The following is a 15,781-nucleotide window of genomic DNA, read 5'->3' as shown; positions in this document are numbered from 1 at the left end:
AGAGGATGTATATTTTATACATCCTCTCTTTTAAGATACTCTTCTAAAGAAATATCACCATATTCTTTTAAACCTTTTATTACTTCATCTTCATGGATTATTTTTAATAATTTTATCTCTTCATCTAATATATAAAATGTATTAAACTTATCTTTTTCAAAAAGCATTAAAACTTTCAAAAGGCTCATTTTATAATAAACAGATATTGTCCTATTTTGTATATAGCCTTCATTTTCTATCCTTTTTCTTTTCTTAATTAAATCACTCATCATTATATAAGAAGTTGCTTTTCTTTCAATTATAGTTGAATAAATAAAAAGCCCTCCAACTAACAATAATGTAACATTAATTTTATGTAATATAAGAAGATAAAAAAAGCTAATTATAAAAATACCTGAAATCATAAAACTTATAATACTTACAATCCTTTTACCTCTTCTAAATGTAGTAAATTTCATAATTATAATTTCAAGCATCCTAGAGCCATCTAACGGATAACAAGGTAAAATATTAAAAAAGAACAACCCAAAATTAAGGCTATAACATATATTTAAAAAGGACCAATTTACTTTTAGCGAAATTATATAAAATATTAATCCAAAAATCAAATTCAAAAAAGGTCCACTAAAATATATAATAAATCTCTTACAAGGGTCTAAGTCTTCTATTTCCTCTATTTCCGCCTTAGTACCAATAAGTAAAAAATCTATCTTATAAAGATTTAATCCATATAACTTACTTACAAACACATGAGTAATTTCATGCAAGAAGATAAATAAAAAACCTAATAAATACAGATTATTAAAATTAATTACTATAGCAAGAATCACTATATCTAATAGTAAAAACTTAATAGATTTTTTCATAACCACCCCGAAATCAAAATTGCTAAACCTATTTTATTTTTATTTCTTTTATCTTTTCAAGTACCCAATCCAAATTGACAAATCCTTTTAATTCATCTACAGTATAATTTTTTTCAATCATTACTTTAGCTTCCTTATAAAGTCCATCTCTTCCGAAACCTTTAAGTCCAATAAAGCTTAAGAAAATTAAAAATATTATCATAGCGCCTAAAATATCATAATATATTACTTTTACTATGCTATTTTCTTCTCTTTCTTTAGTTCCTTTATAATAATTAACCCCTCTACTTATAGCTAAATCATTTCTATGCTTTACAAATTTAGGATTAATTTTAGTATTATTTTTATCTAAATCCCCTAGCTCTCCCCCACTTTTTAAACCGCTATAATAGTCCTCATACTCTCTTCTATAACTACCCATTTTAATCATCTCCCTTTTAAGTAACACTATTAAAATTATATTTAGAAGATGATTATATTATGCTTATATAATAAAAAAATAAAGACATACAAAACTTAAATATTTTGTATGTCTTTTATAAATTAAAATCTTATTTTCTTTCTTCTCATTCCAATGTTAAGTACAAGTCCAATTGACATTATAGTAGTTAAAAGCGAACTACCACCATAACTTACAAGAGGAAGTGTTATACCTGTAATTGGCATAAGTCCTATAGTCATACCGATATTTTGGAAAATCGCAAAAAGGAAGTATGATACAAGACCAACTGAAATAATAGAACCAAAAATATCTTTTGAGGTTCTAGCTATTGCAATCATACGACTAATCAGTACTCCGTATAAAAATAATACAAAAAGTGAACCTATAAGTCCCCAATGCTCTGATGTTGCTGCAAATATAAAATCAGTTTGAACTTCCGGAACGTGTTGCGCTGCATATCCTGTACTTCCGTCTGTTTTGATTGAAGGTCTACTTCCTAATACCCCTCCAGAACCAATACTTATAAGTGATTGATTTAAATGATACCCCGTTCCTTGTGAGTTTGCCTCTGGGTGTAAAAATGAAGTTATTCTTCCCTTTTGATAATCTTGAATCAATCCTGAATTCCAAACTACAACTATTCCTATAAGTAACGCTGCAAACCCTCCAAGTATAATCCTTTTATCAAGTCCTGCTATAAAGAACACTCCAAGTACCATAAAGAAACATACCATAGTCATTCCCATATCAGGTTGAGTTACAATTAAAAGAACTGGAACTGCTGCATAAAACACTAACATAAAGAAATTTTTTGGTTCATTTATATCTGAATCTATCTCTTCTAGTTTTTTTGCAAGCATCATAATCATAGCTATTTTTGCAACCTCTGCTGGTTGGAGCGAAATAGGTCCAAACTTTAACCAACCTCTAGCACCATTAACTACGACTCCAAAGAATTTAGTTGCAAAAAGAAGTAGTACTGAGCCCCAATAAAAAATGGGAACATAATTATAAAGTACTCTATAATCTATTGCCATAAATATGTATAAAGCTATTAAAGATATTATAAGCCAAATAAACTGTCTTTTTGCAGTAGCAAAGGGATCTGTATTCCCTTTAGTTGCTAAGTATATGTTAAGTATCCCAAAAAGAGCAAGCGCTATTGTTGAGAATAATAAAGGTTTATCTATATCTCTTATTTTTTTAAAATCAAGTTTAAATTTGTCACTATATGAATCTCTTCTATCAAATAGTAAGTCTCCTCTAAGCAAATTCTCACCTCCTGAAATTTTCTCATAATTTGTCTAATTTTATTATATCAAACACTACTTATTATATATTATTATAGTTCCAATCTCTACATAAATTATTAAAGGAAATCAAAAATAAGAAATTTTTAATAAATGCTTAAATAAGTATCATAAAAGATAAAAAAGCTAAAAATAAGGTTGCCCTTAAATTTTTAGCTTTTTTAACTATTGACCTCTTATATTTCTAATTGGAATGTTTGCAACTAAAGAAGAGCTATTAGCACCTTCTTCTATCCCCTCTTTGCAAACTGATATCTCAACATCATCTTTTTGTATCTCTATGTATTTAGATAAAACCTCTAAAATCTCAACCCTTATTTTTTCTAAAGTTTCTTCAGGAATATCTCCTCTATCATGAATAAGTATAAACTTCAATCTATCCTTTGCAACATCTTTCGGCTTTTGCTTTCCTCCACCAAAACTATTAAAGAATCCCATTACCACTGCCTCCTATTTACGCTTGAAAAGCTTCATTATAGATCCAAACAGACCTACTTGCTCATCTTCTAAACTCATAAAAGGAACTTCTTCCCCTTCAATTCTCTTAGCTATATTTTTAAATGCTAATCCAGCTTTTGCACCTTCTTCTAAAACTATAGGCTCACCCTTATTTGTTGAAACTGTTATAGCTTTATCATCTGGAACTATACCTATAAGTTTAACTGATAAAGTTTCCACTATATCATTAGCACTTAGCATATCTCCTCTTTCAACCATATCGTGATTTAATCTATTAATTATTAACTTATGGTCTTCTAACCCTTTAGCATCTAACTTCCCAATAACTCTATCTGCATCTCTAACTGATGTTATCTCTGGATTTACAACAACGATTGCTCTATCAGCCCCAATTACTGAGTTTTCAAATCCTTGTTCTATTCCAGCTGGTGAATCAATTAAAACATAATCAAAATCTTCTTTTAAATCATTAACTAATTTTAGCATTTGATTTGCTTTTATGTCATCTTTATCTTTAGTTTGTGCTGTTGGTAATAGACATAGATTTGGGAATCTCTTATCTTTTATTAAAGCTTGTTTAAGTCTACATCTTCCTTCAATCGCATCTACTATTGTATAAACTATTCTATTTTCAAGGCCCATTAAAACATCTAAATTTCTAAGACCTGTATCTCCATCTACAACAACTACTCTCTTACCTAAAGCTGCAAGTGCTGTTCCTATATTTGCTGTAGTTGTAGTTTTTCCTACTCCGCCTTTTCCTGATGTAATTACAATCGCTTCTCCCATTTCTTTAAATCCCTCCACTAATAAATATATTTATTCGGTAAATACGGTTCTACAATTATCATACCATTTTTTATTTTCGCAACTTCTGGATACATAGGCTTCTCTGAATCTGGAGATAAAGCCATTTTATCACCTATCTTTAAGACTTCTGGCTGAAGGGAGAAAGCTGCAATTATTGCTTTGCTGTTTCCAGATATACCAGCGCTTACACTTCCTTTGACTGAACCTAGAACAATTATATTACCTGCTGCTGTAACTTCTGAGCCACTATTTATATCACCGATTATAACAATATTTCCATCGTAAGATATACATTGTCCACCTCTTACAGTTTTTCTTATAAATTTAGTTCTACCTTCATAAACTCCAGAGAAGATTTTCATTTCCTTTTCTTCTTTAGCTTCACTTTCAGGTAGTTCAACTGCACCAAATTCTAAATCTTTAAGTAATACTTCTTGTAGTTCTTTTAAACTTCTTTGACTTATACTAGTTATGTCAAATATAAGCTTAATAGTTGACCCTTTATAAAAGGATTTACCTTTACTAAGTTTTTCTATTAACTCTGAAAGCATCTCATCATATCCTGAGAACTTATTCATATTAATTTCAACATTTAGTCCATTTTTAGTTCCTTTTACTATAATCTTTTTGTCCATATATTGGTCCCTCCACCAATTCTATTAATCGTCTATCACAATTTATTTAAGATAAGTTAATATCCATCATCTTTTATTATTCTACAAAACCTATTAAAATCCTCTAAATTTAATTTTTTTACCACAATATTATATCATTAAAACCTTATATTTAGTGTGTTTCTTTTAATTTTAACCAATTATTAAATCTTTTTTTGCCTAGCATTACATAATTTCTTATAATATTACAAAAATCAACTTTTTTATTTTTTATAATTAAAAAAATAAAAAAATATAGCGAGATAAATCTCGCTATATTTTTTAGTCTTCTCCACCAGTATTAGTACCATTTATAAGATCTTTAACTGGATTAAAGTCATCTTTTTTGTCTTCTTTTTTCTTTTTATCTTTTTTACCATTTGCTTCATCTTCTTGCTCTTTTTTGATGCTAGCTTCTGAGTTATCTTTAGGTGCATCTTTTACGTACTTTTTAAATGAACCTGAAGATTCAGTGTAAGCTTTATGATTTTTAAGAAGCTCATCTTTAAAGTAGGCTTCAAAGGTTGCTTTAGCAACTGGTGCTGTAAACCCTCCGTGACCTCCGTCATAGATAACTCCAACGAAAGCTATTTGGGGCTTATCAGCTGGTGCAAATGAAACATAAGTTGCAAAAGGTGATCTTCCGTAATCTCTTTGGTTGCTTGAGAAATCGGCTGTACCTGTTTTACCTGCTGTAGGTATTGGGAAATTACCAAATGTAGAGAAAGCTGTACCTTGGTCCTGTTGGTTAGCTCTTTCCATACCTTTTTTTACAGCCGCAACATTTTGAGGGTCTAAGTTTAACTTTTCTAAAACTTCTGGGTCAAACTTTTTAACAACGTTACCTTCGGGGTCTGTTACACTATCAACTAGGTGAAGCTTATATCTAGTTCCACCGTTTGCAAGTGTTGCTATATAAGTTCCAAGTTGAAGTGGTGAAAATTGGTTTATACCTTGCCCGATTGCAGCATATACTAATTGAGCTGGACTTGTCATATCTGCTTTTTTAGAAAGAGTAAATTGAGCTATAACATCTGAAACTAATTTCACTTGCTCATCAAAATTCACCTTTCTGTTATTATCTTTTTCGTATTTTTTTACGTTTTCTTTATAAACATCAGAATTTTCCATAATATTTTTAACATATGGAGTTATCTCTGCTCTAAATTCATCTTTAGAAGATTCTTTTTGCCCTGTACCTATAACTTGTAATCTATTTTTAATCTTTTCTTTTAATTGATTTTTTTGAGTTTCTATATTTTCTGTATCATTTACGTTATAAGCGTAGTCAAAAGGAACGAAGTAAATAGGTGCTCCCTCTCCGTACTTACCTGAAGATAAAATATCATTAAGATCGTAAGTAAATGAATTAATTGTTGTTTGTTTCATAGTATCGAAGTTATAAGTTTGACCTAAAGTGTTTTCTTCTATTTCAATACCAGTTGAAGGGTTACCTTTACTGTTTGGATCGTGTCCTAATCCAAACTTCCAAGCATATTTAGCTATACTGTTTAAGGCATTTATATCTCCACCTTCTTTTTTATAAAGCCTATAAGCAGTTTCATACATATAGAAGTTACAAGAAACTTCTAGTGCTTTTTCTGCATCAGTAGGTCCGTGAGAACCATGACCATTTTCATAAATCCAACAGATAGGCGCAAACCCTTTACCAAATGTTTCAGGGTGAATATTAAATATTCCAGTTGCATTTATAGTTTCACCAGGCTTAACTACTCCTTCTTGTAAACCTGCTATAGTAGTAAGAGGTTTAAATATAGAACCTGGAGGAACTAAACCTAAAGTTGCATAATTATAGAAAGGCTTTGGATAAAGATCGTATTTATCTTGTCTAAATCCTGTTGCTTGATCTTTTGGGAATAAATCATCTACTGTTTTCTTTCCCTCTAAGCCTGTTCTTTTAATTAAATCTTTACCAAACTTCTCTAAATCTGGAGCGAAATACTGTTCTGTTTCTTGTTTTGTAAGCTGTCCTGGAATTGCAAAAAGATTTGGATCGAAATCCGGATAACTTGCAAGCCCTAAAATAGCTCCAGTATTTACATCTATAGCTAAAGCTCCACCTCTTGTAGAGTTTGGATACCTTTGCCCTTTATTATCTGTTCCCGTTTCTCTTATCGTATTTATAGTATCTTTTAAAGATTCTTGCATAGCGTATTGAACATCTTTATCTATAGTTAAATGAACATCATTTCCAGGGTAAGATTGAAGTTTAAATAACTCTTCTGTAACCTTACCTTTAGAGTTAACTTTAACTGTTTTACCACCTTTAACTCCTCTAAGTTCATCTTCAAAAGAAGCTTCGATACCTGATTTACCTATAAGGTCAGTAGAAGCATCGTATCCTCTTAATTCGTAACTATCTTTTAAAGAACTATCAATAGGTGATACGTAACCTAGTACGGCTGACCCTAACTTTTCGTAAGGGTAATATCTTATAGGCTGCATAGCTACGTCTATCCCTGGAAGTTCGTTAAGCTTTTGATAAACAATAAATGAAGTATCTTTGTCTATGTTGTTTGCTATAGTTACTGATTTACTTCCCTTTATACTTTGAATCTTTATAGCGTCTTTAATAACCATATATGATCTTAATTCTTCTAAAGAATATTTTTGCAAAATCAAGTTAGTTAAATCTTTTCCTGACATATCTTTGTATTTTGCCTTAGCTACCTTCCCTTTTTCACCTTCTGCATTGTAATCTTTATCTACAAGTGCAATAAGTTCGTAGTCTTTAACTAATTGGTAAAACACGTCTTCTGGAGTCATCTTTAAAAGTTCAGCATTTACTTTAGCCGTTTCGTCTTCTGTAAAGTCACCGCTACTTTTTTTAGGATACATTTCTCTTTCGATAGGCTCATTTAACCCCCTATCTCTTAAGAATCTAATCTTTTCAAATTGCTGATTATCTTGAGATGAGTTTTGGTAAGCAAAATAAAATTTCCCCTTATCATCTAATTTTAAAATACAATCATCTTGAAGCTCATCTTTGCTATCTTTAAGTATATTTATAACTTTAGTCATAGTATCATAAAATACAGCTTCTGATTCTTTTGTTTGAGTATATGTTAATGTGTAAATTTCTCTATTTGTAGCAAGTACGTTTCCTTTTGAATCTAGTATTTCACCTCTTGGTGCCTTTTCTGCCATAAATTTAGTTGCAGTTTCGTTTGCTCTATCTGTATAATAATCATTCTTATAAACTTGCAAATAAACAAGTCTAAATGCGATAGCTGAAAAGATTAAAATCATTACACCATAAAGGATAGAATATCTAGACATAGGTTTTCTTTTCTTTTTAGGCTTATTTACTATCATCTTATCCTCCACTTATCACTAACATTTTCGTTATCTGCAAATTTAAATATAAATTTGTAGGTAATTGCAGCGATTACTGCATTATATATAGCAACGTATATTACGTTATATATATATCCAGTATGATTTAATAAAATTAAACTGCAATAGATAACTAAATGTTTTACTATTGTAGTAACAAAAACTACTGATACAGGTACTATAAGTCTTCTTTTAAAGATACCTCTAGCAAAGTGTGCTACTATTAGACATATTATCATGTTAGTTAAAGCATTTAATCCAAACCCATAAGAAAAATAGATATCTTGTAATAGCCCACTAATAACTCCAACAAATACTGCTTCTTCTCTAGTGCTAACTAAAGAAAAACATATTGCAAAGGTAAATAGTAAACTTGGGAAAGCTGAATGAATCGCTAAAAACGGCATAACTGAATTATCAAGTATTAAAAGAAGGATAGAAATTAAAACTATAATTAATTTTTTCAAAATTCATCACCTCTTAATCATACTTTAAGTTACGTGTATCTTTAGGAACTACTATATATAAATCTTCTAATTTGTTAAAGTCAACAGCTGGTTCTACTACTGCTGTTTTCATAACATTTACTTTGTCATCTTGAACTGATTTTACTTTCCCTACCATAATGTTTTTAGGGTAAATTAGTCCAAGCCCTGATGTCATTATAGTATCCCCTTCTTTAACAGCTGATGTTAAAGGTAAGTTCTCAACTTTTGCTTCAGCTTCGTTTGTTCCTTTTCTATAGCCTTTTAAGATACCAGTGTTTTCTTTAGTATCATTTACTTTAACAGCAACAGCTATATTTTCGTTAAGTATTGTTTTTATAATTGACCAGTTACTTCCAACAGATGTAACTTGCCCTACTAATCCATCTGCAGCTATTACTACCATTCCAGTTTTTATTCCTGAATCTGATCCTTTATCTACCACATACCCATCTAGCATATTGCCTCCGCTATACCCTATTATGTTAGTAGCTATATAATTGTAATTATTATTTTCTTGTTGGAACTTTAAAGATTTTCTAAGGTTATCATTTTCTTCTTTTAAATTTGAGTATTTTAAAAGATCGTTTTTAAGCTTAGCATTTTCCGCTGTAAGATTCTTATTTTCTTCTTTTACAGTTCCAAAATTTAAACAAAGATCTACGAAATTCTTTAAATTTGAATTGATTGTATACGCAACTTTTTGTACTGGATTAAGTGCTGTTCCTGCAGCACTATCTACTACACCTTTATCAGGACTTTTAAATGAATAAACAATTATCCCTAAAAATGCAACTGACAGTACTATTACAGTAACTGCCAGTTTATTCTTTCGAAGCTTCATATTATAATCTATCGTCCTTGCTTATCTTGTCGAAATCTTCTAAAGCCTTACCAGCTCCAAGAACAACACAATCAAGTGGTGATTCTGCTATGTGAACAGGCATATTAGTTTCTTTGTTTATTAAAATGTCAAGCCCTTTAAGCATTGCACCGCCACCTGCAAGCATAATTCCTTTTTCCATTATGTCTGCTGCAAGTTCTGGTGGAGTTTTTTCTAATGTAGTTTTAATTGATTCAATTATTGCATATACAGGTTCTTTTAAAGCTTCTCTTATTTGTTCTTCAGTTATTTCTACTATCTTTGGAAGCCCTGTTATAAGGTCTCTACCTTTGATTTCCATAACTTTATTTTCTCCATCAACATCGTATGCTGATCCTATTTCAACTTTAATTTGCTCTGAAGTTCTTTCACCTATCATTAAGTTGAATTCTTTTTTAACGTAAGCTATTATAGATTGATCTAATTCATCTCCAGCTACTCTTAATGATTTTGATGTAACTATTCCTCCAAGAGAAATGATAGCAACCTCTGTAGTACCTCCACCGATATCTACTATCATACTTCCTGTTGGTTCACTAACTGGAAGTCCTGCACCTATAGCTGCCGCCATCGGCTCTTCCATAAGAACAACTTCTCTAGCTCCAGCAAGCTTAGTAGCTTCCTCTATTGCTCTCTTTTCTACTTCTGTTACTCCTGATGGGTAACATACTATTATTCTAGGTGCTTTAAATGCGCTCTTACTTGCACCTTTTTCGATTAATGATTTTATCATTGTGTGTGCTATATCAAAATCTGCTATAACTCCATCTCTTAGTGGTCTGATTGCAACTATGTTTCCAGGAGTTCTTCCTATCATCATTTTTGCCTCAGTTCCAACCGCTAACGGTTTTCTAGTTGTATTATTTATTGCAACAACTGATGGTTCTCTAAGAACTACACCTTTACCTTTTACAAATACTAAAGTATTTGCAGTTCCTAAATCTATTCCCATGTCTTTGCTAGTTCCGAAAAATCCCATTTTTCATTCCCCTTTCAGTTATAATATTCCTTGTTCTTTAAGACTAGTATAATTTGTTTTACTAATTATTATGTGGTCGATTAACCCGATTCCAAGTATGTCTCCACACTTTTTAATTCGGATGGTTGTTTTTTTGTCTTCATCGCTTGGAGTGGGATCCCCTGACGGATGGTTGTGACAAATAATTATTGAAGCTGAATTGTTTTTAATAGCTTCATTAAAGATTTCTCTAGGATATACTAATGAAGAATTTAATCCTCCTTTAAAAATATCTTTAATCTTTATAATTTCATTTTTAGTATTTAGACAAACAAGTCTAAGTACTTCTTGATTTAAAGTTCCCATCTCGTCCTTAAATACATTAAATATATCTTTTGGACTGCTAACTCTTGAAACTTTGTTTTTAGCTTTAGAGTAGCTAAATCTTTTAAAAAGTTCTCCAAGTGCTAAAATTTGAGATCCTTTAGCGCTTTTAACACCTTTAATTTTCATAACATCGTAAATTGAGGTATTTAAAATCCCATCAATTCCATCAAGCTCTGATATTATTCTATTACTTAAACTTAAGACATTTTCTCCTTTAACTCCCGTTCTTAATATTATAGCTAAAAGTTCAGGGTTTGTAAGAGTCTCTGCCCCGTATAAAAGTAACTTTTCTACAGGTCTTTCGTTTTTAGGCATATCATTAATTCTAAGATTATTCATCTAAACTCTCCTTAAGAATTTATTATGCCCATCCCCTAATTTAATATCTCTTTTAACATTTTACTAAGTCCATTTAAAGGTAAACCTACTACGTTATAATAGCAACCGTTTATTTTTTCAACAAATACTGCTGCATTTCCTTGAATTCCGTAAGCTCCAGCTTTATCTAAGGGATCCTTAGATTCTATGTACTTTATAATGTCACTTTCATCGAGCTTTGAAAATTTTACTTCAGTAATAAAACTTTTAGTGATACTTTTTAAAGTGCGATTATTTAAAACTGTTACTCCTGTGTAAACTTTGTGAGTTTTACCACTAAGCATTTTCAGCATTTTAAATGCGTCTTCAGAATCTTTAGGTTTTAATAGTATTTCTTTTTCGTAAACGACTATTGTGTCTGCTGAAATTATTATACTATCAGGATTAACTTCTTTAGATACCGCTTCTCCCTTACCTTTTGAAAGTTCCTCTACGTATTCTTTAGGGTCACCTTTGTAGATAATAGAAGCTTCATCAAAGTCGCTAACCTTTATATAGAAATCTTCAACTATTCTTTTAAGTAATTCTTGTCGTCTTTCTGATCCAGATGCAAGTACTATCTTCACTTAATTTACCTCTTCTCTGATTAACACTTTTATCATATTATTACCAAAATTCGATTAATTTATGTCTTTTTTTTAGTAATTTATTGCACAATTTAAGGTGTAGTATAACATATTTAAACAATGCTAACTACACCTTCTACATTTTATCACTTTATCACAGCTATAACAAGTATCTTTAAGCCTTCACACGATATTTAATTTTTTTTTAAGAAATAAGCTATACTCTATGTTTTATTAATATTTTATATATATAATCAAGTGATTTTGACGCTTCCTTTTTATCCAAATCTTTTGGTAATTTATTAATATATTCTTTTATTTCTAAAATATCCTTATTGTCGTTTTCTGCTTCTATTTCTTTTGTGAATTTTTTAAATTCTTCAATATTTATACTTTTTACATCTTTTTCTTCTAATTTATTTAAAATATCAGAAAATCCTTTAACAATTGTAAATATTGCTACTTCATTTTTATCATTTTCTTTAAACTCACTTTTTATCCTAACATTTTCAATATCTTTACTTTTTAATTCTTCGCATTTAGATTTTGAAGTTTCTTCATCATAAATACCTGCAATTACTCTAAACTTATCGTTTTCTTTAGTTATGAATTTATTAAAGCTTTCAGGAATTTTGTTTAAAACGGATTCAGCTCCTTCTTTTTTGCTATATAATCCGCATTGGATCATATATAAAGTTTTTGATTTACTTCCTTCATTTTCTTTTGCATCACTTGATGATCCACCACTAGTCTCTTTTCCATCATCCTTTTTAGCCCCATCCTCAATTCCAGGTTTTTCCCCTTTATCACTATTTGTATAAGCATCTCCAAATATTAATGGTCTAAGAAGTGTACCAACTACTACTGCAAGAATTATACAAAGTGCACCTAAAAATAAGAAGCCAAAGTTCCCTTTGTTGTTATTTCTATTTTTATTTCTTCTATAGTTATATCTTGTGTATCTCATTTTATAGCCCCCCTTAAAATTAACATATTATAATTTATATATATTAGCTTTAAAAGTTAATTATTCGTAAGAAGATTAAATTTAAATGAAAAAAGAGCCTTCAAAAAGGTGGCTAATTCCCTTTAAGAAAGCTCTTTAAACTTCTAAATATTATATATCTAAAAGTTTAGATTATATATATATTTTTTTTACAAGCAAATTATTTAATGTTTTTTAATACTTCTAATAAGTACTCCCAAACATTTTGAACTGATTTTATACTCATATGTTCGTTTGGAGTATGAACATCATAAAGATTTGGTCCGAAACTAATCATATCTAAGTTTCCAAGTCTTTCGTTGAATAATCCACATTCTACTCCTGCGTGAATTGCTACGATTTCTGGTTTTTTACCATTCATTTTTTCGTAAACATCTACGCAAAGTCCTCTGATTTTTGAATCACTATCGTACTCCCACTCTGGGTAGCTTGAAGTTACTTTAAATTCACCAGAAGCTAATTCAGTAAGTGCTCTAGCTCTGTTTGTTATTTCATCTTTTAAACTTTTAACTGAACTTCTAACAGCACTATCAAATACTACGCCTTCTTCTGTAGTTGTAACTACTCCAAGGTTAGTTGAACTTTCAACTAATCCTTCCATTGACATGCTCATAGTATTTATTCCGTTAGGATATAAGTATAACACATCTATAACATCAGATGTAGCTTTTAATGTAAAGTTTTCTGTAATATTTTTAGCTTCAGTAACTTCTAAAGTAACAGATGGATCTGAAACTTTAAGTTCGTGCTTAAATATTCCTTCGAATTCTTTAATTAAAGCTTTTACATTTTCTAAATCTTCTTTTTTAACTGTAAATATTACATCAGCTTCTCTAGGGATAGCGTTATTTTTAGAACCACCCTCTAAGTGAACTAATTTAATTTCAAATTTATCTTTTAATGATTTTAATAGTCTACCCATTAATTTGTTTGAATTTCCACGACCTTTGTGAATTTCCATACCTGAGTGACCACCTTTAAGTCCTCTAACTTTTACTTCTAGTGAAACGTCTGAATCTTTTTTAGCTTCTTTTTCTACTTTTATAGTAGTTTGGATTCTTTCTCCTCCAGCACAGCTTACTAAAAGTTCTCCTTCAACTTCAGAGTCAAGGTTTAAAAGAACTTCTCCATTAACGTGTTCACGAGTTAATGTCATAGCACCTTTCATTCCTGTTTCTTCATCAGTTGTTAATAATAACTCTAGTGCAGGATGCATTATATTATCATCAGCTAAAATTGCCATTCCATAAGCCATAGCAATTCCGTTATCTGCTCCTAAAGTAGTTCCTGTTGCGTAAACAAAGTCTCCATCAATTCTAAGATCTAAAGGATCTTTTGTAAAATCGTGTTCTGTACCTTTATTCTTTTCACAAACCATATCCATATGACCTTGGATTATAACTGTAGGTGCATTTTCATACCCCTTGCTTGCTGGCTTTTTAATAATTACGTTTAAAGCCTCGTCTTGGTAAGTTTCTAAGCCTAATGATTTACCAAAAGAAACTAAGTAATCACTAATTCTTTTTTCGTCTCCTGATCCTCTTGGAATTTTGCTAATCTCTTCAAAGTATTTAAATACTAAAGAAGGTTGTAATTCTGTTAAAATTTCCATTTTATATCATCCTTCCCTCTAAGTTGTGTTAAAATTATAATGTAATTATTTTTAGTATATCACATTCTTATAACTTATATGAAATTGTTATTAAATTTTAACTTTAGTTTAAGAATAATTTGCACATAATAAATAAGAGTGATAATATTAAAAAATTTTAGAGAGGTGATATTATGCAAAAAACAAAAATGATATTTACCATTGGACCTGCGAGTGACAATGCTGATGTCTTAAGAGAATTTATTAAAATTGGGATGAGTGCTGCAAGACTAAACTTTTCACACGGTACACACGAATCTCACAAAGAAAAAATCGACCTTATAAAAAAATTAAGAGAAGAAGAAAAAACTTCAACTGCAATAGTTCTTGATATAAAAGGACCTAAAATAAGAACTCACAACTTCATAAATGATGGAGTTGACTTAACTGAAGGACAAAATTTCGCTTTTGTATGCGGTGAAGAGATTTTAGGAGATAATAATAGATGTTCAATAACTTATAACGATTTATATAAAGACGTTAAACCACACGGAACTATATTAGTTGATGATGGTTTATTATCTTTTGAAATTTTAAACGTCCAAGGAAAAACTATAAACTGCAAAGCTTTAGTTTCAGGCACTATTAAAAACCACAAGGGAGTTAACGTTCCAAACGTTTCTATAAATCTTCCTTCAATAACTGAAAAAGATAAAGAAGATATAATCTTCGGTTGTCAAAACGGCGTTGATTTTATAGCTGCATCATTTATAAGAAAAGCTTCAGACATATTAGATGTAAGAAAAATTCTAAAAGATAATGGTGGCGAACATATTAAAATAATAGCTAAAATCGAAAACCACGAAGGTGTAGATAATATAGATGAAATAATAGATGTAACTGATGGGGTTATGGTTGCTAGAGGCGATATGGGAGTTGAAATTCCTATAGAGCAAGTTCCTATAATACAAAAAAACATCATAAGAAAATGTAATGCAAAAGGTAAGATAGTAATAACAGCAACTCAGATGCTAGATTCTATGATAAGAAATCCACTTCCAACTCGTGCGGAAGCTTGTGATATATGTAATGCAATTTTTGATGGAACTGATGGAATAATGTTATCTGGAGAAAGTGCATCAGGTAACTTCCCTATAGAAGCTGCAAAAACTATGGCAAAAATAGCTAAAGAAACAGAAGCTAACCTAGATTACACTCACTTAAAAAACAGCCATATAGAACCAGGTTCTATGGCTTATGCAGATGCAATTAGTTACTCAACTTGTAGAACTTCTGCAATAGTTGGCGCTGAAGCTATAGTAGCTGCAACAAAAAGTGGTGCAACAGCTAGACTTATTTCTAAATACAGACCTAAAGCACCAATCATTGCAATAACTCCATACGAAGAAGTTATGAGAGGTCTTGCTTTAAACTTTGGAGTATTCCCTGCAAAATGTGATATGTTTAACTCAACTGATGAAATTTTATCAGAAGCTAAAAAGATCGCAAGTAAATTCCCATTTGTAAATAAAGGTGATGAAATAATAGTAGCAGCTGGTATGCCAACTACACACGTAGGCGGAACTAATATGCTTAAAATAGAAAGAATTTAATAAAAATAAAGTCTATA

15 protein-coding genes are annotated in these 15,781 nt (G+C 30.4%); 1 reads left to right on the top strand and 14 read right to left on the bottom strand.

What is annotated here, in order from left to right:
• Positions 1 to 14: 14 nt before the first annotated feature.
• The 14 genes from INR60_RS00985 to INR60_RS00920 all read right to left on the bottom strand — a co-directional run bounded on the left by INR60_RS00985 (position 15) and on the right by INR60_RS00920 (position 14,172).
• Complete coding sequence (locus INR60_RS00985) at positions 15 to 866, bottom strand: site-2 protease family protein (protein ID WP_194189605.1); 852 nt, start codon at positions 864 to 866, stop codon at positions 15 to 17.
• Between the two features lie 28 nt (positions 867 to 894).
• Complete coding sequence (locus tag INR60_RS00980) at positions 895 to 1,287, bottom strand: hypothetical protein (RefSeq protein ID WP_194189604.1); 393 nt, start codon at positions 1,285 to 1,287, stop codon at positions 895 to 897.
• 122 nt (positions 1,288 to 1,409) lie between these two features.
• Positions 1,410 to 2,579, bottom strand: coding sequence for a rod shape-determining protein RodA (gene rodA / locus INR60_RS00975; protein ID WP_194189603.1), 1,170 nt, complete (start codon positions 2,577 to 2,579; stop codon positions 1,410 to 1,412).
• Positions 2,580 to 2,783: 204 nt separating this feature from the next.
• A complete protein-coding gene (minE, locus tag INR60_RS00970; protein ID WP_194189602.1) occupies positions 2,784 to 3,056 on the bottom strand; it encodes a cell division topological specificity factor MinE in 273 nt (90 codons plus the stop codon).
• 12 nt (positions 3,057 to 3,068) lie between these two features.
• On the bottom strand, positions 3,069 to 3,866 hold the full coding sequence (minD, locus tag INR60_RS00965) for a septum site-determining protein MinD (RefSeq protein WP_194189601.1): 798 nt from the start codon (positions 3,864 to 3,866) through the stop codon (positions 3,069 to 3,071).
• A 17-nt stretch (positions 3,867 to 3,883) separates the two neighbouring features.
• Positions 3,884 to 4,522 (bottom strand): septum site-determining protein MinC, encoded by a 639-nt coding sequence (minC, locus tag INR60_RS00960; RefSeq protein WP_194189600.1) that lies wholly within the window; start codon positions 4,520 to 4,522, stop codon positions 3,884 to 3,886.
• Positions 4,523 to 4,822: 300 nt separating this feature from the next.
• On the bottom strand, positions 4,823 to 7,876 hold the full coding sequence (locus INR60_RS00955) for a peptidoglycan D,D-transpeptidase FtsI family protein (protein WP_194189599.1): 3,054 nt from the start codon (positions 7,874 to 7,876) through the stop codon (positions 4,823 to 4,825).
• On the bottom strand, positions 7,873 to 8,364 hold the full coding sequence (mreD, locus tag INR60_RS00950; protein WP_194189598.1) for a rod shape-determining protein MreD: 492 nt from the start codon (positions 8,362 to 8,364) through the stop codon (positions 7,873 to 7,875). Before mreD ends, INR60_RS00955 begins: the two co-directional genes overlap by 4 nt.
• A 13-nt stretch (positions 8,365 to 8,377) precedes the next feature.
• Positions 8,378 to 9,226: a rod shape-determining protein MreC gene (gene mreC / locus INR60_RS00945; protein WP_194189597.1), complete on the bottom strand. Its 849-nt coding sequence runs from the start codon at positions 9,224 to 9,226 to the stop codon at positions 8,378 to 8,380.
• A 1-nt stretch (position 9,227) separates the two neighbouring features.
• Positions 9,228 to 10,244, bottom strand: coding sequence for a rod shape-determining protein (locus INR60_RS00940; RefSeq protein ID WP_194189596.1), 1,017 nt, complete (start codon positions 10,242 to 10,244; stop codon positions 9,228 to 9,230).
• Between the two features lie 18 nt (positions 10,245 to 10,262).
• A complete protein-coding gene (radC, locus tag INR60_RS00935) occupies positions 10,263 to 10,949 on the bottom strand; it encodes a RadC family protein (protein ID WP_194189595.1) in 687 nt (228 codons plus the stop codon).
• A gap of 35 nt (positions 10,950 to 10,984) precedes the next feature.
• Positions 10,985 to 11,554 carry a Maf-like protein gene (locus INR60_RS00930; RefSeq protein ID WP_194189594.1) on the bottom strand — a complete coding sequence of 190 codons (570 nt, stop codon included), beginning with the start codon at positions 11,552 to 11,554 and terminating at the stop codon, positions 10,985 to 10,987.
• A gap of 217 nt (positions 11,555 to 11,771) precedes the next feature.
• Positions 11,772 to 12,521, bottom strand: coding sequence for an SPOR domain-containing protein (locus INR60_RS00925; protein ID WP_194189593.1), 750 nt, complete (start codon positions 12,519 to 12,521; stop codon positions 11,772 to 11,774).
• 199 nt (positions 12,522 to 12,720) lie between these two features.
• On the bottom strand, positions 12,721 to 14,172 hold the full coding sequence (locus INR60_RS00920; RefSeq protein WP_194189592.1) for an aminoacyl-histidine dipeptidase: 1,452 nt from the start codon (positions 14,170 to 14,172) through the stop codon (positions 12,721 to 12,723).
• 173 nt (positions 14,173 to 14,345) lie between these two features.
• On the opposite strand from INR60_RS00920, the gene pyk reads away from it, so the two are divergent.
• Positions 14,346 to 15,764 (top strand): pyruvate kinase, encoded by a 1,419-nt coding sequence (gene pyk / locus INR60_RS00915; protein ID WP_194189591.1) that lies wholly within the window; start codon positions 14,346 to 14,348, stop codon positions 15,762 to 15,764.
• Positions 15,765 to 15,781 lie beyond the last annotated feature (17 nt).

Source organism: Clostridium chrysemydis (assembly GCF_015234215.1).
Taxonomy (GTDB): domain Bacteria; phylum Bacillota; class Clostridia; order Clostridiales; family Clostridiaceae; genus Clostridium; species Clostridium chrysemydis.
This window is presented reverse-complemented; position numbering and strand designations above follow the sequence as displayed.